We start from the raw sequence: 20,956 nt of genomic DNA, 5'->3' as shown, positions 1-20,956 counted from the left end.
TGGCAGGACACGCCGTAAACCCGTCCATGGGGGCTCGATGGCGCCATCCATGGCGCCAACGGTCCTGCCAACCCACACCGCCCCACCCCCGACAGATTCCCGGTGACGGCTGGTAGATCCACGCCATGCGTGGATGAATTTCTGTCAGATGTCGAAATCAATCTGGGGTCAGATCCGTTTTCCGAAAGAAAACGGATCTGACCCCGTCGGCATGTCCGACAGCTCGCAAGAATCTGTCGAAGGCGGGGTGGGTTCGGTTGCGGGAGTGTCCGCGGCATGGATGCCGCGGCCAAGCCCCCAAGGACGGGTCTACGGCGTCTCCCGCAACCGGACCCACCCCGCCAACCCACGGATAACCAGCTTTTGCTTTTGACGTTGACGTTGATTAGGCAGGTGCAGGGCTGCAAGCCCTGCCGAACACCCCCTACCTGCGGGGCGCCAGCTGCTCGAGCATTTCCCAGGACTTCAGGCCGCGCGGCCCCAGGTGATGGGCCAGCACCCGCCGCATCGGCAGGCGCAGGCTGGCCAGATCGGCGGCATCCGGCTCTTCGTCAGCCGCCAGCGCCAACAGCGCCGACCCGGTGGCGGCTGCCCGGCGCTCCCCGCCGCGCTCGCTCAGCAGGCGCTGCGCACCCTCCTGCGGGTCCAGTTCGTAGCGCGCCGCCGGATCGATCGGCTGGCCATCGCTGGCACTGTCCAGCTCGAAACCCAGGCCCAGCGCAGACAGCAGCTCGCGTTCGAAACGGCGCAGGGTCCAGGCCAGGCCAGCGCCCACCGCCAGCCGCGCACGCGCCTCGCCGTAGGCGAGGTACAGCTCCGGCAGCGGGTCCTGGCGCGGGGCCAGGCGCAGGGTCAGTTCGCTCAGGTAGAAACCGGCCAGCATGGCCTGCCCGACCAGGCGTGGCGCGGCATCCAGCGCCTCGGCGCTACGCAGCTGGGCCAGTTCCCCCCGCTGCTGGGCACTGAAGCGGATCCACTGCAACGGCTGCAGGGCGGCGCGCAGCACCTGGCCCTTGGCAGTGGACACGCCACGCGCAAGCAGCCCAATACGGCCATGCTGTGCGCTCAACACTTCGACCAGCAGGCTGGTCTCGCGGTAGGCCCGTGCGTGCAGCACGAAGCCGGTGTCGTCCTCGATCATCATCGAAGCGACTACAACGCCTTACTCGTAACCGAAGGCCTTCAGCGCGGCCTCGTCGTCGGACCAGCCTTCACGCACGCGCACCCAGGTTTCCAGGAACACCTTGGCCCCGAACAGACGCTCCATCTGCAGGCGGGACTTGGCGCCGATCTCCTTCAGGCGGGCGCCGCCCTTGCCGATCACGATGGCCTTCTGGCCTTCACGCTCGACCCAGATCACCGCACCGATGCGCAGCAGGTTGCCGTCCTCGGTGAAGCGCTCGATCTCGACAGTGGTGGCGTAGGGCAGTTCCTCGCCGAGCTGGCGCATCAGCTGCTCACGCACCAGTTCACCGGCCAGGAAACGCTGGCTGCGGTCGGTGATCTCATCCTCGCCGAACATCGGCGGGGCTTCCGGCAGCAGCTTCAGCACGTCGCGCACCAGCGCTTCCAGGCCATTGCGCTTCTGCGCGGAGATCGGATGCACGGCGGCGAAGTCGCGACCCTCGGTCACCTGCTGCAGGAACGGCAGCAACGCGCCCTTTTCCTTCAGGCGATCGATCTTGTTGACCACCAGCACCACCGGGATGCCGGCGTCGCGCAGCACGTTGAACGCCAGGCTGTCCTCTTCATCCCAGCGACCGGCTTCGATCACCAGCAGGCCGGCATCGACGCCTTCCAGCGAGCCACGCGCGGCGCGGTTCATCACCCGGTTCATCGCCCGCTTCTGCACCTTGTGCAGGCCGGGGGTGTCGACCAGCACCAGCTGGCCTTCCGGATAGGTGGCGATGCCCAGCAGGCGATGGCGCGTGGTCTGCGGACGGTTGGAGACGATGCTGACCTTGGCGCCGACCAGAGCATTGGTCAGGGTCGACTTGCCCACGTTCGGGCGGCCGATGACGGCCACGCTGCCGCAATGATGGGGAGTTTGTTCGCTCACTTGGAATCCAGTTGTTCTAGGACGGCCGCAGCCGCCTGTTGTTCGGCAAGCCGCCGCGAGGCGCCTTCGCCCTCGGTGCTGGCGGCCGGGTCGGCTACGTTGCAGCGTACCCGGAAGTGCTTGGCGTGGTCGTCACCGGATTCTGACACCAGTTCATACTGCGGCAACGCCTTCTGTCGGGCCTGCAGCCATTCCTGCAGGCGGGTCTTGGGGTCCTTCTCGGGCCGGCCGGAGGCCGGCAGTGCCTCGATCGAAGCGCTGAACCAGGGCAGTACCACCGCCCGGCAGGCCTCGAAACCGGCATCCAGGTAGATCGCAGCCACCACGGCTTCCACCGCGTCGGCCAGGATCGAATCACGACGGTGGCCACCGGACTTCATTTCGCCCGGGCCCAGGATCAGCCGCTCGCCCAGCTCCAGGCTACGTCCAATCACCGCCAGCGCGCCCTCACGCACCAGTTCGGCGCGGGCACGGGTCATCGCGCCCTCGTCAGCCTTGGGCCAGCGTCGGTACAACGCCTCGGCCGCCATCATGTTGACGATGCTGTCGCCCAGGAATTCCAGGCGCTCGTTGTGTGGCGCACCGGCGCTACGATGCGTCAGCGCCTGCTTGAGCAGCGCCGGGTCGCGGAAGGGATGACCGATCAGGTCACCACGTTGGAAAGGTTTATTCGGCACCGCTTCGAGTCAGGTCCTGGGATGAATCGAATTTGCCAACCACGTCCAGGTTGCCGACCAGCGGACGGCGCACTTCGTAGTTGACCTTGAGGGTCCAGCCATTGTCGCGACGGTCGAACTTCACGTTGGCCGGCTTCACGTTTTCCGAGTAATTGATGTACAGGCGCTTGAAGAACAGATCCTGGATCCGGGCCGGCTCCATGCTGCCCACGCCCGGCTCCTTGGCCAGGCTCTTCATCGCCGAGCGCACCGCGTAATACTCCTGGTACATCGGGAACAGCTTCATGCCGATGTAAAGGAAGAAACCCACCACGATCAGGACCGCCAGGAACGAGGTCAGGGTCATGCCACGCTGCGTGTTCATCGTCTTCATTGCGTTCTCCCCAGATACGCGTTGGATGTGAAGGTACTCAGTTGATGCTCGAGCCGATCCGCGACGGCTCGAAGCCATCCTTGCAGAACCAGCCCTGGCAGTTCAGCCAGATCAGGAAGGCCTTGCCGCGCAGGTTTTCTTCCGGCAGCAGGCCCCAGAAGCGGCCATCGTCGCTATTGTCACGATTGTCGCCCATCACCAGGTACTTGCCGGCCGGTACGGTCCACTGGCCCTGGCCACGCGGATAGTCGGTCTCCAGCACGGTATGGGTACGGCCCGGCAGGTGCTCGACCAGCAGGTTGGCGCCCTCGCCCTGGCCCTTGTGCCCGGCATAGATGCCCTTGTTGTCGTACTTCAGCGGTTCGCCATTGAGGATCACGCCGTCGCCTTCGAAGACCACGGTGTCACCCGGCACGCCGATCACGCGCTTGATGAAGTTCTCGCCCTTGGCCGGATCGTTGTCGCTGTGGCCGGGGAAGTGGAACACCACCACGTCGCCGCGCGACGGCTCGCCGAAGGGGACGATCTTGGTGTTGCTGATCGGCAGGCGCAGGCCGTAGGAAAACTTGTTGACCAGGATGAAATCGCCGATCAGCAGGTTCGGCATCATCGAGCTGGACGGGATCTTGTACGGCTCGGCGATGAAACTGCGCACGATCAGCACGATCGCCAGCACCGGGAAGAATGCACGCGAGTAGTCCACCAGCACCGGCTCGGTGTCGAGCAGGCCCGCGCGCTGGGCGCGGCGCTTGGCGAGGTACAGCTTGTCGGCGAGCAGGATCAGGCCCGAGGCCAGGGTCAGCACGACCAGGAGGATCTCAAACAGTTTCATTCAGGGTCCTTTGCAACGTCACCAGACGACCGGCCCCGCGAGGCCGGTGCGGGCTTACTTGTTGTCCATCTGCAGCACGGCCAGGAACGCTTCCTGCGGGATCTCCACGCGGCCGACCTGCTTCATGCGCTTCTTGCCTTCCTTCTGCTTTTCCAGAAGCTTCTTCTTGCGCGAGACGTCGCCACCATAGCACTTGGCCAGCACGTTCTTGCGCATCGCCTTGACCGTGGTGCGGGCGATGATCTGCGAGCCGACGGCAGCCTGGATGGCCACGTCGAACATCTGGCGGGGGATCAGGTCCTTCATCTTCTCGCACAGCTCGCGGCCGCGGCGGTCGGCGTGGCTGCGGTGCACGATCAGCGACAGTGCGTCGACCTTGTCACCGTTGATCAGCACGTCAACGCGCACGAACGGGCCCGCGTCGAAGCGCACGAAGTGGTAATCCAGCGAGGCATAGCCACGGCTGACCGACTTGAGCTTGTCGAAGAAGTCCAGTACCACCTCGGCCATCGGCAGCTCGTAGCTGATCTGCACCTGGCTGCCCAGGTAGTTGATGCCGATCTGGCTTCCGCGCTTTTCTTCGCACAGCTTGATGATGTTGCCGATGTACTCCTCGGGAGTGAGCACGTTGGCGCGGATGATCGGCTCGCGGATCTCCTCGACCTGGTTCACCGGCGGCAGCTTGGCCGGGTTGTCCATGTTGATGACCGAGCCGTCGGTCTTCAGGACCTCATACACCACCGTCGGCGCGGTGCTGATCAGGTCCAGGTTGTATTCGCGTTCCAGGCGCTCCTGCACGATCTCCATGTGCAGCATGCCCAGGAAGCCGCAGCGGAAGCCGAAGCCCATCGCTTCGGAGCTTTCCGGCTCGAAACGCAGCGCGGCATCGTTCAGGCGCAGCTTGTCCAGCGCTTCGCGCAGGTCCGGATAGTCTTCGGCATCGACCGGGAACAGGCCGGCGAACACGCGCGGCTGCATTTCCTGGAAGCCCGGCAGCGGCTTCGGCGCCGGATCGCCGGCCAGGGTGAGGGTGTCGCCGACCGGCGCACCATGCACGTCCTTGATGCTGGCGGTGACCCAGCCCACTTCACCGGCACGCAGCGCCGGCAGCACCTTGCGCTTGGGAGTGAACACGCCGACGTTGTCGACCTGGTGGTTGCGGCCGGTCGACATCACCTGCAGCTTGTCACCGGCCTTGATCTCGCCCTGCATCACGCGCACCAGCGAGACCACGCCCAGGTAGTTGTCGAACCACGAGTCGATGATCAGCGCCTGCAGCTTGTCGGTGTCGCGCGGCACCGGCGGCGGGATGCGATGGACGATCGCCTCCAGCACGTCCTGCACGTTGAGGCCGGTCTTGGCACTGACCGGCACGGCGTCGGAGGCGTCGATGCCGATCACGGCCTCGATCTCGGCCTTGGCGCGCTCGATGTCGGCGGTGGGCAGGTCGATCTTGTTGATCACCGGCACCACTTCCAGGCCCTGCTCCACTGCGGTATAGCAGTTGGCCACCGACTGCGCTTCCACGCCCTGCGCCGCATCGACCACCAGCAGCGCGCCTTCGCAGGCGGCCAGCGAGCGGCTGACTTCATAGGAGAAGTCGACGTGGCCGGGGGTGTCGATGAAGTTCAGGTGATAGGTCTGCCCGTCCTTGGCCAAGTACGGCAGTGACACCGATTGCGCCTTGATCGTGATGCCACGCTCGCGCTCGATGGGATTGGAGTCGAGCACCTGCGCTTCCATCTCGCGGGCCTGCAGGCCACCACAGAGCTGGATGATGCGGTCGGCCAGCGTGGACTTGCCGTGGTCGACATGGGCGATGATGGAGAAGTTGCGGATGTTCCGCATCGAATCAGAAGACATAGGTGGCGGCGGCGCGCGGCGTCGTCAGGGTAACGGTCGATTATCGCACGCCCGGCGCCCGGCCGCGAAAACTGCCTCATCGGACCGGGTCCAGAACGGACGAAGCCCCGCCGGGGCGGGGCTTCGGGGGGGGGGGGGGGGCCCCCCCCCCCCCCCCCCCACCGCTCCATTACCCCTTCACGCACAACACCTGGCGCAGCGTGTGCACCACGTCGACCAGGTCCAGCTGCGCGGCCATCACATCGTCGATCGACTTGTACGCGGCCGGTGACTCGTCCAGCACGCCGCTGTCCTTGCGGCATTCCACATGCGCGGTGGCCTCGCGATGCTGGGCCAGCGTGATCTGCTGGCGCGCGGCGCCACGGCTCATCACCCGGCCGGCACCGTGGCTGCAGCTGTGGAAGCTGTCCGCGTTGCCCTTGCCACGCACGATGTAACTGCGCGTGCCCATGCTGCCGGGAATGATGCCCAGCTCACCCTCGCGGGCACTGACGGCCCCCTTGCGCGTCACCAGCAGCTCCTGTCCGTGGTGCGTTTCCTTCTGCACGTAGTTGTGGTGGCAGTTCACTGCCATCGCCGCCAGCTGGAACTTCGGCAGCCGGTGGCGCATCTCGGCCAGCACGCGCGACATCATCGCCTCGCGGTTCTGCCGGGCGTAGTCCTGTGCCCACGACACGGCTTCGACGTAGTCATCGAACAGCGGCTCGCCTTCCATGAAGAACGCCAGGTCCTTGTCCGGCAGGTGGAAGCCCAGCACGCGCCGGGCCAGTTCCTCGCGCGCCTTCTCGATGAAGTAGGTACCGATCAGGTTGCCGGTACCGCGCGACCCGCTGTGCAGCATCACCCACACCGTATCCGTCTCGTCCAGGCACAGTTCGATGAAGTGGTTGCCGCCACCCAGCGTACCGAGCTGGCGGTCGAGCTTGTCGGTGCGGATCCTGCGGTGCCTGTCCTTGATCTTCTCCAGGCCGACGGCCAGCCCGGACTGCACCAGCCGGGTGTGGATGCTGTCGGGCATGCGCTGATGCTCGCCGCCGCGCCCGTTGCCGACCGGGATGCTGCGCTCGATGCTGTTGCGCAGCTGCCGCAGGTCATCGGGCAGGTCGTTGGCGCGCAGCGTGGTGCGCACGGCCGCCATGCCGCAGCCGATGTCGACGCCGACCGCCGCCGGGATGATTGCACCGCGGGTCGGGATCACCGAGCCGACGGTCGCGCCCTTGCCCAGGTGCACGTCCGGCATCACCGCCACCCACGGCCCGACGAACGGGATCGCGGCGATGTTGCGCAGCTGCTCATGCGCCTGCGCCTCCAGTGGCACGCCGTTGACCCAGCCTTTGATCGGCGTGCTGCCCTCGGCATGCAGCCATTGATAATTGTATTGAGTGTCCATGTCTTCGTGTATGTCCTTGATGGGCCGGCGGCGCGTCCCTGCGCCACCGCGAGCCCCTACCTGATCGTCACCAGCTGCTTCAGCACGCCGTCCAGGCCGCCGAACACGGTGAGCGTGTCGATCTTCTCGGTGACCTTCTCCAGCGCCTCCAGCTCCTTCAGGCGCATCAACACCGGGTTGTCCTCGATCAGCTTTGCGGTGTTGAGCTGCGAACGGGTGGCATTGGCCTCCTCGCGGCGGCGGATCACGCTGGCCTGGGCCTGCTTCTCGGCCAGCACCACGCCGTTGAGAATCTCCTTCATCTCGCCCGGCAGGATCACGTCCTTGATGCCCACGCCAAGCAGACGTACACCGTGGCCCTCGATCGCGGCCTGCACATGGGCGGCGATCTCACCGTCCAGTGCCGCCTTGTCACCCAGCAGCTCGTCCAGGCTGCGCGCGGCAATCGCCTGGCGCAGGCCGAACTGCAGCTGACGATAGATGAACTCATCAGCATTGCTGAGCGAGCGGTGTGCGCGCACCGGGTCGACCACCTGCACGGTCGCGGCCAGGTTCACCCGCAGGGTCACCTTGTCGCGGCTGAGCAGCTCCTGGCCGGACACGTCCAGCGACCGCGCACGCAGCTCCACACGCTCCACCGACACGTTGCCGTTGAAGTTCCAGAACGCGTGCAGGCCGGCGTCCAGCGTCTGCCGCAGCGTGCCATCGATGAACAGCAGGCCCACCGACTCGCTCGGCACGGTGCTGATCACCGCCACACGCGGCAGCACGCCCAGCTGGCCCAGCCGCTGCTGCACGTCCGCCGGGACGCGCGGCTCGTCACCCAGTGCCATCACGCGCACCTGGGTGTCGACAGAACCGCGCCAGTACAGGCGGCGGCTGCCCGGCGGAAGCACTTCATCGATGCGGCCATTGCGCAGCAACAGGCCAACTTCGCTGGCGCCGACGTTGGCCAGCACGAAGTGCGTGTCCAACCGCGCGCCCAGTGCCTCGATCAGGCTGTCCTGGTCGCTGCCGGTGTAGGCCGCGCCCTTCGATGCGGTGTGGATGTCCACCTGCGGGCGGCCGCCGAACAGCGACAGGCGGTGCACGCCCGGCAGCAGGATCTGCTGGAAACGACGGTTGCGATACACCAGGCCGCGCTCGCCGTCGCCGATCACGACCTTGATGGTCCAGAACATGGGAGTCTCTCCTTGTATGGCTTTGGTGGTTCGACCCGTTGCGGATGAATCGCCATGACCCGGGTCGATCGGGTCGTGGCGGGGCCGCCTGCACACCACGTGCAGGCAGCGGAAGAGGGCGGCCATCGGCGGACGGTCCGCGCGCGGAGCCTTCGGTGCACCGGCAGTGCTGCCATCGTCGTTCCCGGCAGGCAGCACCGGGGCGGAACGTGGCTGGCAGTGACAGCGGGCCGAGGCCCGGCGTGCGGTCCGTTGCCTTCCACGCCCCCGCCCGAAGGCAGTGACCGTGGACGGCGACGATGGCCGCTGGGGCTTGCGCCCCAGGTGTTGCTTCAAGTCATGACGTGACAGGTCATGTGGTTGGAGTGGGAGTCGAACCCACGACAGACGGAATCAGGATCCGTTGCTCTACCCGACTGAGCTATCCAGTGGTGAACCGCGCGGAATCGAACCGCGTACCGGCGAACCGGCGCCTGCCTCCAGCAGGCGATCCAGGCGATGGCATGTCCGCGACCTCCGGCATACGCCACGGCAACGCCGCGCGCACCAGCCCGTGGTTGAAACGGGACCGTTGGTAGTCGAGGGTGCAGGCCACCGACATTATCGGCGAGCGATAATGTTTGGGTGCGATGCAGATAATGTCCAGGCGTTGCCGTGCACGCGGAGAAAATCCTCCGGCGCGGCAGAAAAACCTGGATCAGTGAGCGGCGGGTCGCCGCGCGGGGTGCAGTTCTGGCATCGCGGGTCCTTGTGCCGACGCAAACGAAAACGCCCCCGGGACTTGCGTTCCGAGGGCGTCGTCAGGCCTCGGAGATCGGGGTGGCCGATCTCCGCAGGGCGGGCATCAGGCCGTTGTCAGCTGGTCTTCCTTGCCGAACGCGCGCGCCGGCCGGTCCATGCGCAGGCATGGCAGCAGTTTGGCGATGGCGACGGAATGCGCGTTCAAGGGAAGTTTCCAGTGGGTGTTGAAACGAGGTGCGCACGATAAACCACGATTTAGTCGCGCGCAACCATTTTGTTCAATTATTTCCTTCTTTACCGCGCGATGCCGGCCAGCGATCGGCACTACCTGACTGTGTCATGCCGGCCAGCGGCCGGCACAACCGGGTCTCATGATTCGGCGCTGGCGGCATCCAGCTGCGCGACATCCTGCACGCTCAGCGATACGTTGGCTGCGGCCAGCAGGTCGTGCAGCTGTTCGACGCTGGTGGCGCTGACGATCGGCGCGGTGATCGACGGCCGCGCGATCTGCCAGGCCAGTGCGATCTGCGCAGCGCTGGCGCTGTGCTTGCTGGCTACGTCATCCAGCGCCTGCAGGATGCGCAGGCCGCGCGGGTTCAGATAGCGCTTCACCACCGTCTCGCCACGCGCCGGGCTCTCGGCGGCATCGGCCGGCGTGCGGTACTTGCCGCTGAGGAAGCCACTGGCCAGCGCGTAGTAGCCGATCACACCGATCTGCTCGCGCTGCACCAGCGGTTCCAGTTCCTTTTCGTAGCCGGCGCGGTCGTACAGGTTGTACTCCGGCTGCAGGGTTTCGTAACGCGGCAACTTGTAGTCGGTGGACACCTTCAGCGCATCGGCCAGGCGCGTGGCGCTGTAGTTGGAAGCACCGATCGCACGCACCTTGCCGGCCTCGATCAGGCGGCCGAACGCGGCCAGCGTGGCTTCCAGCGGCGTCGACTCGTCATCCTCGTGGGCCTGGTACAGATCGATCACGTCGGTCTGCAGCCGGCGCAGCGAATCCTCGACCGCCGCATTGATGTTGTCCGGGGTCAGGCCGGGGCGTTCGGCCCACTTGGCCACCTTGGTTGCCAGCACCACCTTGTCGCGCTTGCCGCTGCGGGCAAACCACTTGCCGATCAGCGTCTCCGATTCGCCGCCGACATTGCCCGGCACCCAGGCCGAGTAAACGTCGGCGGTGTCGACCAGGTTGAAGCCGGCATCGACGAAGGCATCGAGCAGGGCGAAGCTGGCCTTCTCATCGGCGCTCCAGCCGAACACGTTGCCACCGAAGGCGAGCGGACGTACATGCAGGCCGGAACGGCCCAGTTCGCGGGTTGCCGTCATGGGCACGGACTCCTTGGGGGAAGTGTTCCAGAATAGAACGCGATGTGTGACCGTGCTGCGGCGACGACCACAAAACAGTGTTCCGCGACGCGCTCGCCGCTAACGTTTTGTGAACACCTGGGACGCTGCGACTGCTAGTCTCGCCGCATCTTCCGCTGGAGTCGTCCCGATGATGCCTGCTTCGTCCCTGCGTGGTTGCCGCCTGCTGCTCGCTTCGGCCCTGCTTGCTGCTGTTCCCGCGTTCGCCGCACCGGCCACGGTGGCACCGGCGAAGATCGAGGTCTTGCCGGCCATCGACGCGGCGGTGAAGGCGCCCACCCGCGATGCCAACAACGTCAAGCGCGATGGCTTCCGCCATCCGGCGCAGACGCTGTCGTTCTTCAAGGTGGCACCGGAAAAGACCGTCATCGAGATCACCCCCGGCAACGGCTGGTACTCGGAGATCCTGGCGCCGCTGCTGCATGACAAGGGCCACTATGTGGCTGCCGTGGTCGATCCGATGGCGGTGCCCGAGGGTCGCGGCCGCGACTACCAGCAGCGCAGCCGCGACAGCCTGGAAAAGAAGTACGCCGGTGCACCCGCGCAGTTCGGCAGGACCGCCGTCGTCGCCTACGATCCGGCCAAGCCGGTGTTCGGCCCGGCCAATTCAGCCGACGTGGTGCTGACCTTCCGCAACGTGCACAACTGGCGCAAGGCCGGCCAGGCGCAGGGCATGTTCCAGGGCTTCTTCAACGTGCTCAAGCCGGGTGGCGTGCTGGGTGTGGTCGAGCATCGCGCCAAGGCCGACGTGGCCGACGACGATGACACCGGCTATGTCGGCCAGCAGCAGGTGATCGCAATGGCCGAGGCCGCCGGCTTCAGGCTGGACGCGCGCAGCGAGGTCAACGCCAACCCGCGCGACACCAAGGACCACCCCAATGGCGTGTGGACGCTGCCGCCGACCAACCAGCACGACAAGGCCGATGATGCGAAGTACCAGGCGATCGGTGAAAGCGACCGCATGACCCTGCGCTTCATCAAGCCGTAAGCCGGGGCGCCGTATTGCCAGCGCGGATTGCCCTGTAGAGCCGAGCCGATGCTCGGCTCATCGCGCGCAGCGCGACGGAGCACAACAGCAGCCGAGCGTGGGCAATGCCGGCCGTCCTGACCGGCACCCTTCGGATCGTCGCATGCGACGTTGGCAGCGGCTCCTGCCGCTGCCTCCGGTTCTACAGTCGCCTGGCGCGAGGCGTGGGACAATGCCTTACCCGCCGCCCGCCGTGCCTGCAATGCTGATCGCCTTCAACAAGCCCTTCAACGTGCTCTGCCAGTTCACCGACCGCAGCGTGCCGCCGCGGCCGACCCTGGCCGGGTTCGGCCTGCCGCCGCGCGTGTATGCCGCCGGCCGCCTGGACCATGACAGCGAGGGCCTGCTGCTGCTGACCGACAACGGCACGCTGGCGCACAAGCTCACCGACCCCAGGCACAAGGCCGACAAGACCTACTGGGTGCAGGTGGAAGGCACGCCCGGTGACGAGCAGCTGCAACAGCTGCGCGATGGCGTTGTGCTCAACGATGGACCGACCCTGCCGGCGAAGATCGAGCGCCTCGACCCGGCGCCGACGCTGTGGACGCGCGATCCGCCGGTACGTTTCCGCAAGACCGTGCCGGACAGCTGGCTGGCGATCACGGTTCGCGAGGGCCGCAACCGCCAGGTGCGGCGGATGACTGCAGCGGTGAACCTGCCGACGTTGCGACTGGTGCGGGTGTCGATGGGACCGTACCGGCTGGAGGACCTGCAGCCCGGGCAGTGGCGGCAGATTGGTTGACACAGAAAGGGCCGGAGGCCTTGCGGCGTCCGGCCCTCATGCAGTGCCTTGCGGTCAGAGCCCTTCCCGCGGAAGGGGTCCGACCCTGGCAAATTCACGCGTCGCTGCCGATATCGCTGTGCTCGTCCACGACGGTGTCGTTGCGGCGGTCACGCGCGCTGATGCGCTGCGCCTGCCCATTCACCACGTGGCCATTGGCGGCCTTCTTCTTCTGCTGCTTGCGGTACAGCGCATAGCCGAGCAGGCCAACACCCACCGCAGCAGCGGCCACGGCCACAGCCGGATTGCGGCGCACGAACTTGGTCGCGGCCTTGCCGCCGGTCTTCACTGCGCCGATGGCGGCGCCGGTCTTGATCCAGTCCGCATTGCGCAGGCTGCCACCGGCGCTCTTCAGGCCATCGCCGGCGGTGTGGGCCAGCTCCAGGGCGCGCTCCAGGGCGCGGTCGGTGATTACGGTCAGCTTGCTCATGCGGGGGTCCTTTGCCTCGGGTCGAAGTCCAGTGTCGCGCGTTGCCCGTAAACGGTATGTCAGCCGGTGACGCACGTGGTGTGACTCTACCGCAGCCATTCAGGATCAGGCAGGGTGGGGCGGATCCCTTTCTTTGGGAAAGGGCTCTGACCCCGGCGCGGTGTATGGGGTCAGAGCCCATTGCGATGCAATGGATCCGACCCCGCCCTCAGGTTCCGCGCGGCTTTGCCCGGTGCGTGGCCGTGGCTGTCCACGGATCATCCGGCCATGGATGGCGCGGGTAACGGCCCTTCATTTCCTTTTTCACTTCGGCGTAGGTGTTTTCCCAGAAGCTGCGCAGGTCCTGGGTGACCTGAAGCGGGCGGCCGCCGGGGGAGAGCAGGTGCAGGGTCAGCGGCACGCGGCCATCGGCGATGCGCGGCGTGTCGGCCAGGCCGAACAGTTCCTGCAGTTTCACCGCCAGCACCGGCTGCAGCGGATCACCACTCTCGCTGTCCAACGCGTAGGTGATCGGCCGCTCCAGCCCGGACGGCACGGTGATGCGGGTCGGCGCATTACGCTCGACCAGCTGCCGTTGTGACCATTCCAGCGGCGACTTCAGTGCCTCGCCGAAACTGGCCTCATCCAGCGCGTCCAGGCGGCTCTTGCCGGCGAACGCGGGTTGCAGCCACTGCGTGAGGTTGGCCAGCAGGGCCGCGTCGCTGCAGTCGGGCAGGTCCAGCTCCGGCATCCAGCGCCGCAGTGACTCGACGCGCGCCTGCCACTGGCGCAGGCCCTCGGTCCACGGCAGCGCCTGCAGACCGAGTTCGGCTACCGCGCCGGTCAGTGCCTGCGCGGCGTGCTGCGGATCGACTCGGCCGGCCGAGCGGCTGTCCAGCACGATGCGGTCGAAACGCGTCTCGCGCAGTGCCACCAGGGCGCGTCGCTCGCTGTCCCAGCGCACTACGTCTTCGGTGACGAAGCGATCCGGCCACGCCTTGCGCAGCCGATCCTCGTCCACCGGTGCGGCACGCAGCAGCAGTGCATCGCGCGCCTCGAAGCGCAGTTCGCTGGCCACCAGCCACGGCTCACCGCGCAGGTCGCTCAGCTCGTGCAGGCGCGCGCTGCGGCCATTGGCCAGCAGGTAGCGCAGAGGATCGCTGGGATGCTGGAAGCCAATTCGATCGGGAAAGGCATGAGCGAGCAGGTCGCCCAGCTCATGGGCCTCGATGCTGGCCGGCGGCGTGGCTTCGCAGCGCAGGCGGCGACGCCACTGCTTGGCGGCGGCATCGATCGCGGCCAGCCCGCTGCGGTTGGCATCGCCCGGTGTGCGGCCATTGCGGAACGCGGCCAGTGCGCGCCAGCGGGCCGCCAGCGCGTCGCCGCCCTGGCGCAACGGGTCGCGCGCCTCCAGCAGCGCGGCCAGGTCGGCAGCCAGCGCCTGGGCGCGGGCATCGGGCGCTGCCAGCAGCATCGCCGCCATCCGTGGATGCGTGCCCAGCGCCAGCACACGCCGGCCCAGTTCGGTGATCGCGCCACTGCTGGACAGGGCGCCGAGCCGCTGCAGCAGTTCGCGCGCCGCACCCATCGGACCCGCCGGGGGCGGATCGAGGAAGCGCAGATCGCTGCTGCCCCAGGCCGCCAGTTCCAGTGCCAGTCCGGCCAGTTCCACCTGGTCGATCTCGGCGCGGCGCTGCGGTTCCAGCCGCTGCGACTGTGGCCACAGCCGCCAGGCCACGCCTTCGGCGACGCGCCCGGCACGGCCCGCGCGCTGGTCGGCCGATGCCTGCGCGATGGCCACCACGTCCAGCCGGGTGAAGCCACTGTTGGGGTCGTAGCGCGGTTCGCGTGCCTGGCCGCTGTCGATCACCACGCGCACGCCGGGCAACGTCACCGACGACTCGGCGACGTTGGTCGCCAGCACCACGCGCCGGCGGCCATCGCTGGCCACCTGAAGTACGCGCGCCTGTTGTTCCACGGGCAGTTCACCGTGCAGCGCCAGGACCTCGACATCGCCATTGAGCGATTCCTGCAGGCCCGCCTGCACCCGCGCGATCTCGCGCTGGCCGGGCAGGAACACCAGCAGGTCACCGGGGTGCTCGGCCAGGGCCTGCTGCACCGCGCGGCGCACCTGCAGTTCCAGCGCCTCATCGCGGCGCGCCGGGAAATGGCTGATCGCCACCGGGTAGCTGCGGCCCTCGCTGCTCAGCCGCGGCGCATCGAGAAAGCGTGCCAGCCGCTCGCCGTCCAGCGTGGCCGACATCACCACCAGGCGCAGGTCATCGCGCAGCTGCGCCTGCACATCCAGCGCCAGCGCCAGGCCGAGGTCGCCGCTGAGATGGCGCTCGTGGAATTCGTCGAACAGGATCGCACCGACCTCTTCCAGCATCGGGTCGTCCTGCAGCATGCGGGTCAGGATGCCTTCGGTGACGACCTCGATGCGCGTGCGCGCCGAAACCTTGTTTTCGAAGCGGATGCGGTAGCCGACCGTGCCACCGACCTCCTCGCCCAGCTGCCGCGCCATGAACAGCGCGGCGCTGCGGGCGGCGACCCGCCGTGGTTCCAGCAGGATGATCTTGCGGCCCTGCAGCCACGGTGCGTCGAGCAGTGCCAGTGGCACCTGGGTGGTCTTGCCGGCACCGGGCGGGGCCTCCAGCACCAGTCGCTGCTGCGCGGCCAGGTGTTGCTGGATCTGCGGCAGCAGCGGGGAAATCGGGAAGAGCGGGGCGGTCATGTGCAAAGGATAAGGGGGCACGGCGGGCGCAGGTACAATGCGCGGGCACTTTTCCCCCGCGATGACCATGCACCTGATCGATATCGGCGCCAACCTGACCCACGACTCCTTCGACCGCGACCGCGATGCCGTGCTGGACCGCGCGCGCCAGGCCGGCGTGGTGCAGATGGTCATCACCGGTGCCAGCCGCGAGCACTCGCCACTGGCCCTGCAGTTGGCCCAGCAGCACCCCGGCTTCCTGTACGCCACCGCCGGCGTGCACCCGCACCACGCGGTGGAATACACCGAGGAATGCGATGCCGAGATGCGCGCGCTGCACGCGCATCCGGAAGTGGTGGCGGTGGGGGAGTGCGGGCTGGACTACTTCCGTGACTTCTCGCCGCGCCCGGCGCAGCACCGTGCGTTCGAGCGCCAGCTGCAGCTGGCCGCGGACAACGGCAAGCCGCTGTTCCTGCACCAGCGCGACGCGCACGCCGATTTCATGGCACAGATGAAGAACTTCGAAGGCCGCATCGGCCCGGCGGTGGTGCATTGCTTCACCGGCGAACGCGATGAGCTGTTCGATTACCTGGACCAGGACTGGTACATCGGCATCACCGGTTGGCTGTGCGACGAACGCCGTGGCGCGCACCTGCGCGAACTGGTGAAGAACATCCCGGCCAACCGCCTGATGATCGAGACCGACGCGCCGTACCTGCTGCCGCGCACGCTGAAGCCGATGCCGAAGGACCGGCGCAACGAGCCGATGTTCCTGTCGCACATCGTGGAAGAGCTGGCACGTGACCGTGGCGAGGACGTTGCGGTGACCGCGGCCAATGCCACGGCCGCCGCCCGCGCGTTCTTCCGCCTGCCCGACGCGGGTTGATGGTAGTGCCGGCCGCTGGCCGGCAGCACATCTTGATTGCCGGCCGGCGGCCGGCACTACCGGAGCAGGTCGCGCAGGCCCTCACGGTAGCTGGGGAACCTCGGCTCCCAGCCCAATGCTTCACGCGTGCCCCGGCTGTCGATGCGCTTGTTGCTTTCGTAGAAGCGCCGCAGCGTCGGGCTCAGTGCCGGGTCATCCCAGGCCACGGCGGGCGGCAGCGCAAACCCGCCCAGCTTCGCGGCGAAGGCCAGCACATCCTGCGGCGGTGCAGGCTCGTCGTCGCTGGGCAGGTAGAGACCCTGCCGGGCCGGTCGCCGCATTGCGGCGATGATGACGGTTGCCAGGTCATCCACGTGCAGTCGGTTGAACACCTGGCCCGGGCGAACCACGTGGCGCGCACGCCCCTGCGCCAACTGCACCAGCGCATTGCGACCCGGCCCGTACAGGCCGGGCAGGCGGAACACCGCCGAGGCGATGCTGCGTTGTCCGGCCAGTGCACGCCACTGTGCTTCCGCGAGCAGGCGCTGCACACCAGCCGCTTCAGTGGCGTCGGCCGCGCTGCGCTCGTCGATCCAACCGCCGGCGCGGTCGGCATACACCGAGGTCGACGACAGATAGCCGACCCAGCGCAATGCCGGGCTGGCCTGCAGCGCGGGCAGCAGCAGGCGCAGTGCCGGGTCGCCCTCCGCGTCGGGCGGCACGCTGCACAGCACGGCATCGGCCTGCGCGATCTCTTCGAGCAGGGCAGGTGACGGTGCGGTGTCAGCTCGAAGCGGGTGTCGCAGCAGGCCATCGTGCGGTGCCGCAGACGGGTCGCGCACCGTGCCGGCCACGCCTACGCCGTGCGCCTGCAGCTGCGCGGCCAGCACGCGTCCGCTCCAGCCCAGCCCGAGAATCAGTACCCGCGCGGGCAATGGGCTGGCCTGCAAGGCGGGACTCACGCGACCCGCAGTGCCTGGTAGGCCTGCAGGCTGCTGTAGGCAACCTGCAGCAGCAGGGCTTCCTGATCAGCCCTGCGCGCACGCACCAGCATGTCGCCAACAATCTGTTCGGCCTCCACCTGCTGGCCGGCCTCCAGATCACGCAGCATCGAGGCCTTCAACGCCGAGCCGGCCTGGGTCAGCGTGCCGCGCGCAGTGTCCTTCGCTGCCTCCGGAACCGGTTCACCGGCGGCTTCGGCGACGGCCAGGCACTCGTCGTAAAGGCCACGTACGATCGCCTCGCCATCATCGGTGGCGACGATGGTGCCGATATCCGCACGCAGCAGGCAGGTGGCTGCGGCCAGCGCGGTCAGGAAGGTGTACTTGATCCACTGTTCCTGGCCGATGCGCTCGCTGGCCAGGTGATCAAGGTTGGCCTTCGCGCAGACCGTAGCGAAGGCGCGCACGCGCGCGGAGATCGCGCCGCCGTCGCGCTCGCCGAAGGTGAGCTTGGCCGGCTTGCCCAGATGCAGCACCGCGCCATCGGGCGCCTTGGTGGCGCTGATGAAGCACAGGCCGCCGAGCACCGCGTCGCGGCCAAAGCGCAGGTCCAGTGCGTTGTAGTGGTGCAGGCCGTTGAGGATCGGCAGCACGGTGGTGTTCGCGCCGACTGCCGGGGCGATGGCATCGATCGAACTGTCCAGGTCGTAGGCCTTGCAGCTGAGGATGACCAGGTCGAAGGGCTTCTGCGCGGCCAGTGCGGGCAGTGCATCAGCCGTGACGTGCTGAACCGGGAAACGCGCATCACCCAGTGGGCTGCGGATGACCAGGCCATCATGGTCCAGCTGCGCGGCGCGCGCGGGGCGCACGAGGAAGGTCACGTCCACGCCGGCCTGGGCCAGGCGGCCACCGAAGTAACCGCCGGTACCGCCGGCGCCGAGGATCAGGATGCGCATTGCACGTTCACCGTTTTCTGGGGGGAATCAGAACTGCGATTGTGCCGGAGATTGCAGGCAAAAAAGAGCCGAGCATAGGCTCGGCTCTACAGACTGCTGCATCCACGCATGGCGTGGATCTGGTGTTGCCGGCCAGCGGCCGGCACTACCACGCAGGTCTCAGCTGCGCATACCCACGCCACGGCGCAGCAGCCACAGGGCCAGCGCCGTCAGCACCACCACGAAACCGATCATCAGGCCGTAGGCCACCGGCAGCGGCACATCGCTGCTGCCCAGCAGGCCATAGCGGAACGCGTTGACCATGTAGAAGATCGGGTTCGCGTGCGTGGCCGCTTCGGCCCAGCCCGGCAGCAGCTTCACCGAATAGAACACGCCACCCAGGTAGGTCAGCGGGGTCAGGATGAAGGTCGGCACGATCGCCACGTCATCGAACTTCTTCGCATACACCGCATTGATGAATCCGGCCAGCGAGAAGATCGTCGCGCCGAGGATCACCGTGGTCAGCATCACGATCGGATGCGGGATTCGCACCGGGGTGAAGAACATCGCGATGATCAGCACGATCACGCCGACCATCAGGCCGCGCAGCACGGCACCGGCCACGTAGCCCCACAGGATCACCCAGTTCGGCATCGGGCTGACCAGCAGTTCTTCGACGTGGCGGCCGAACTTGGCACCGAAGAACGAGGAACTGATGTTGCCGTAGCTGTTCTGGATCACGCTCATCATCACCAGGCCCGGCACGATGAACTGCATGTAGGTGTAGCCGCCCATGTCACCCACGCGCGACCCGATCAGGTTGCCGAAGATGAGGAAGTACAGGGTCATGGTGATCGCCGGCGGCACCAGGGTCTGGCCCCAGATGCGCATGATGCGGGCGACTTCGCGGCGCACGATGGTCATCAGCGCGATGCGGTTGCGCTGGCCGTCGGTCAGCTCGGTGGTGCTCATGCAGGCTTCTCCATGTTGCCGGTGAGGCGCACGAACAGCTCCTCCAGGCGGTTGCTCTTGGTACGCATCGAACGCACGCGGATGCCGGACTCGTTCAGCGTAGCGAACACGCGGTTGAGGTCCATCGCGCGTGGCATGTCGATGTCCAGCGTGTGCGGGTCCGGCGCGGTCAGCGTCGCGCCCTCGATCACCGGCAGCTGCGCCGGCAGGTCACCGTCGATGTCCAGCAGGAAGCCTTCCACGTCCAGCTTGGCCAGCAGGGTGCGCATCGGCCCCTGCTCGACGATCTGGCCATGGTTGATGATCGCCAGGTGGCGGCACAGGTACTCGGCTTCTTCCAGGTAGTGCGTGGTGAGGATGATCGTGGTGCCGGCAGCGTTGATCTCCTTCAGCACGCGCCACATGTCGCGGCGGATCTCGATGTCCACGCCGGCGGTCGGCTCATCCAGGATCAGCAGGCGCGGGCGGGTCATCATCGCGCGAGCGATCATCAGCCGGCGCTTCATGCCGCCGGACAGCGTGCGGCTCATCACCTGCGCCTTTTCCCACAGGTGCGCGCGCTTCAGCTCTTCCTCGGCGCGCTGCTCGGCTTCCTCGCGCGGCACGCCGTAGAACCCGGCGTAGTTCACCAGGATGTCGAAGGGCTTTTCGAACAGGTTGAAATTGATCTCCTGCGGCACCAGCCCGATCAGGCGCATGGTGGCGCTGCGGTTGCGCACCAGGTCGCTGCCGAACACCTCCACCTGGCCCTCGCTGAGGTTGACCAGGGAGCTGATGATGCCGATCAGGGTCGACTTGCCCGCCCCGTTGGGGCCGAGCAGGGCGAAGAAGTCGCCCGGGGCCACTTCCAGGGAAACGCCCTTCAGGGCCTGGGTGCCGTTGTCATAAGTCTTGCGCAGGTCGCGCACGCGCAGGGCGGGCGCCGTATCGTTCTGGGATGCCAAGCTCGAAGCCTTCGCGCCCATGGGCTGGCGCTGGAGAGGGGCGGGGAGGGGCTATTATAGAAGACCCCGAGGGCTTGCCCCGGCTACACACTGTCCCGAAAAGTCGTGCCTGTTCAATTCCCCCTCAAGCTGGTCGGCTGCCGCATGCTGGCCCCGACCGTCGGCCACTACCAGTTCGTGCGTGACGATGGGCAGCCGCTGGATTTCCAGCCCGGCCAGTTCATCCAGGTCCATTTCAGCTACGCCGACGGCACCGAAACCAAGCGCAGCTACTCGCTGGCGACCATCCACGACCATGCGCTGGGCCCGGGCGAGGCGGTGGACATCGCGGTCAGTTTCGTGCCCGGTGGCGCCGCCACGGCCCTGTTCGAGGCGCTGGAGCAGGGCAGCCAGATCAGTGCGTCCGGCCCCTATGGCCGGTTCTGCCTGAATCCCGGTGACCACAACGCCCGTTACCTGCTGATCGCCACCGGTACCGGCGTTACCCCCTACCGCTCGATGCTGCCGCTGCTGGAGAAGGCCATAGCCGAACGCGGCGTGCAGATCGTGCTGCTGCAGGGCGCGCGCAGTCCGGGCGAGCTGCTGTACAGCGAAGATTTCTACAGCTTCGCCGAAAAGCACGCGAACTTCCGCTATGTTCCGTGCCTGTCGCGCGAACTGCCGGCCGAACCGCACCCGGATGTACAGCACGGCTACGTGCAGCAGGCGCTGGCCGGTTTCACGCCGGACCCGGCCACCGACATCGCCTACCTGTGCGGCAACCCGGACATGGTCGATGCCTGCGCCGAGCTGCTGAAGGCGGCCGGCCTGGGCAACCCGCAGATCCGCCGCGAGAAGTACGTCAGCAGCAAGTAGGCCCGGGTGGTGCCGGCCGTTGGCCGGCAACCC

General features: G+C 67.2%; 19 protein-coding genes and 1 tRNA gene. 4 read left to right on the top strand and 16 right to left on the bottom strand.

Features of this window, described 5'->3' with window-relative positions:
- Nucleotides 1-424: 424 nt before the first annotated feature.
- From recO to ACM0O9_RS19430, 10 genes are all read right to left on the bottom strand, one after another.
- Nucleotides 425-1,144, bottom strand: a complete 720-nt coding sequence (gene recO / locus ACM0O9_RS19475) for a DNA repair protein RecO (protein ID WP_053499700.1) — start codon at nucleotides 1,142-1,144, stop codon at nucleotides 425-427.
- An 18-nt stretch (nucleotides 1,145-1,162) separates the two neighbouring features.
- The gene (gene era, locus ACM0O9_RS19470; RefSeq protein WP_005410599.1) at nucleotides 1,163-2,059 is read right to left on the bottom strand and encodes a GTPase Era; all 897 of its coding nucleotides are present in this window, start codon (nucleotides 2,057-2,059) and stop codon (nucleotides 1,163-1,165) included.
- Nucleotides 2,056-2,736: a ribonuclease III gene (gene rnc, locus ACM0O9_RS19465; protein ID WP_005418230.1), complete on the bottom strand. Its 681-nt coding sequence runs from the start codon at nucleotides 2,734-2,736 to the stop codon at nucleotides 2,056-2,058. The genes era and rnc overlap by 4 nt, the downstream gene beginning before the upstream one ends.
- The gene (locus ACM0O9_RS19460; protein WP_014038086.1) at nucleotides 2,726-3,109 is read right to left on the bottom strand and encodes a DUF4845 domain-containing protein; all 384 of its coding nucleotides are present in this window, start codon (nucleotides 3,107-3,109) and stop codon (nucleotides 2,726-2,728) included. Before ACM0O9_RS19460 ends, rnc begins: the two co-directional genes overlap by 11 nt.
- Nucleotides 3,110-3,146: 37 nt before the next feature.
- Entirely contained in the window at nucleotides 3,147-3,941 is a 795-nt protein-coding gene (gene lepB / locus ACM0O9_RS19455) for a signal peptidase I (protein WP_005418234.1), read from the bottom strand.
- Between the two features lie 54 nt (nucleotides 3,942-3,995).
- Complete coding sequence (gene lepA, locus ACM0O9_RS19450; protein WP_005418237.1) at nucleotides 3,996-5,789, bottom strand: translation elongation factor 4; 1,794 nt, start codon at nucleotides 5,787-5,789, stop codon at nucleotides 3,996-3,998.
- A gap of 184 nt (nucleotides 5,790-5,973) precedes the next feature.
- On the bottom strand, nucleotides 5,974-7,194 hold the full coding sequence (locus ACM0O9_RS19445; protein WP_139727983.1) for an RtcB family protein: 1,221 nt from the start codon (nucleotides 7,192-7,194) through the stop codon (nucleotides 5,974-5,976).
- A gap of 56 nt (nucleotides 7,195-7,250) precedes the next feature.
- On the bottom strand, nucleotides 7,251-8,375 hold the full coding sequence (locus ACM0O9_RS19440) for a slipin family protein (RefSeq protein WP_164229320.1): 1,125 nt from the start codon (nucleotides 8,373-8,375) through the stop codon (nucleotides 7,251-7,253).
- A 357-nt stretch (nucleotides 8,376-8,732) separates the two neighbouring features.
- Nucleotides 8,733-8,803, bottom strand: a tRNA-Gln gene (locus tag ACM0O9_RS19435).
- Between the two features lie 682 nt (nucleotides 8,804-9,485).
- Nucleotides 9,486-10,442 (bottom strand): aldo/keto reductase, encoded by a 957-nt coding sequence (locus ACM0O9_RS19430; RefSeq protein WP_414604282.1) that lies wholly within the window; start codon nucleotides 10,440-10,442, stop codon nucleotides 9,486-9,488.
- 169 nt (nucleotides 10,443-10,611) lie between these two features.
- Between ACM0O9_RS19430 and ACM0O9_RS19425 the strand changes: the two genes are divergently transcribed.
- On the top strand, nucleotides 10,612-11,469 hold the full coding sequence (locus ACM0O9_RS19425) for a class I SAM-dependent methyltransferase (RefSeq protein ID WP_065196807.1): 858 nt from the start codon (nucleotides 10,612-10,614) through the stop codon (nucleotides 11,467-11,469).
- Between the two features lie 241 nt (nucleotides 11,470-11,710).
- Complete coding sequence (locus ACM0O9_RS19420) at nucleotides 11,711-12,250, top strand: pseudouridine synthase (RefSeq protein WP_065177857.1); 540 nt, start codon at nucleotides 11,711-11,713, stop codon at nucleotides 12,248-12,250.
- Between the two features lie 94 nt (nucleotides 12,251-12,344).
- Here the strand turns inward: ACM0O9_RS19420 and ACM0O9_RS19415 are convergent, their stop codons facing one another.
- Nucleotides 12,345-12,719: a hypothetical protein gene (locus ACM0O9_RS19415; protein ID WP_005420251.1), complete on the bottom strand. Its 375-nt coding sequence runs from the start codon at nucleotides 12,717-12,719 to the stop codon at nucleotides 12,345-12,347.
- A 208-nt stretch (nucleotides 12,720-12,927) separates the two neighbouring features.
- Nucleotides 12,928-15,432, bottom strand: a complete 2,505-nt coding sequence (gene hrpB / locus ACM0O9_RS19410; protein WP_065185889.1) for an ATP-dependent helicase HrpB — start codon at nucleotides 15,430-15,432, stop codon at nucleotides 12,928-12,930.
- Nucleotides 15,433-15,499: 67 nt separating this feature from the next.
- Between hrpB and ACM0O9_RS19405 the strand changes: the two genes are divergently transcribed.
- A complete protein-coding gene (locus ACM0O9_RS19405) occupies nucleotides 15,500-16,297 on the top strand; it encodes a TatD family hydrolase (RefSeq protein ID WP_005420232.1) in 798 nt (265 codons plus the stop codon).
- 56 nt (nucleotides 16,298-16,353) lie between these two features.
- Here ACM0O9_RS19405 and ACM0O9_RS19400 read toward each other — a convergent pair whose 3' ends face one another.
- The 4 genes from ACM0O9_RS19400 to ACM0O9_RS19385 all read right to left on the bottom strand — a co-directional run bounded on the left by ACM0O9_RS19400 (nucleotide 16,354) and on the right by ACM0O9_RS19385 (nucleotide 20,089).
- Entirely contained in the window at nucleotides 16,354-17,238 is an 885-nt protein-coding gene (locus tag ACM0O9_RS19400; protein WP_065177860.1) for an NAD-dependent epimerase/dehydratase family protein, read from the bottom strand.
- Complete coding sequence (gene panE, locus ACM0O9_RS19395; RefSeq protein ID WP_065177861.1) at nucleotides 17,235-18,173, bottom strand: 2-dehydropantoate 2-reductase; 939 nt, start codon at nucleotides 18,171-18,173, stop codon at nucleotides 17,235-17,237. The genes ACM0O9_RS19400 and panE overlap by 4 nt, the downstream gene beginning before the upstream one ends.
- 159 nt (nucleotides 18,174-18,332) lie before the next feature.
- The gene (locus ACM0O9_RS19390) at nucleotides 18,333-19,124 is read right to left on the bottom strand and encodes an ABC transporter permease (RefSeq protein WP_005420226.1); all 792 of its coding nucleotides are present in this window, start codon (nucleotides 19,122-19,124) and stop codon (nucleotides 18,333-18,335) included.
- Nucleotides 19,121-20,089, bottom strand: coding sequence for an ABC transporter ATP-binding protein (locus ACM0O9_RS19385; protein ID WP_005420224.1), 969 nt, complete (start codon nucleotides 20,087-20,089; stop codon nucleotides 19,121-19,123). The genes ACM0O9_RS19390 and ACM0O9_RS19385 overlap by 4 nt, the downstream gene beginning before the upstream one ends.
- An 84-nt stretch (nucleotides 20,090-20,173) precedes the next feature.
- Here ACM0O9_RS19385 and ACM0O9_RS19380 point away from each other — a divergent pair, with 84 nt between their 5' ends.
- The gene (locus ACM0O9_RS19380; RefSeq protein ID WP_081280473.1) at nucleotides 20,174-20,923 is read left to right on the top strand and encodes a ferredoxin--NADP reductase; all 750 of its coding nucleotides are present in this window, start codon (nucleotides 20,174-20,176) and stop codon (nucleotides 20,921-20,923) included.
- Nucleotides 20,924-20,956 lie beyond the last annotated feature (33 nt).

Source organism: Stenotrophomonas sp. FR012, assembly GCF_047520565.2.
In the GTDB taxonomy this organism is placed as follows: domain Bacteria; phylum Pseudomonadota; class Gammaproteobacteria; order Xanthomonadales; family Xanthomonadaceae; genus Stenotrophomonas; species Stenotrophomonas sepilia.
Note: the sequence above shows the minus strand (reverse complement) of the source record. Positions and strands in the feature narration are given on the sequence as shown.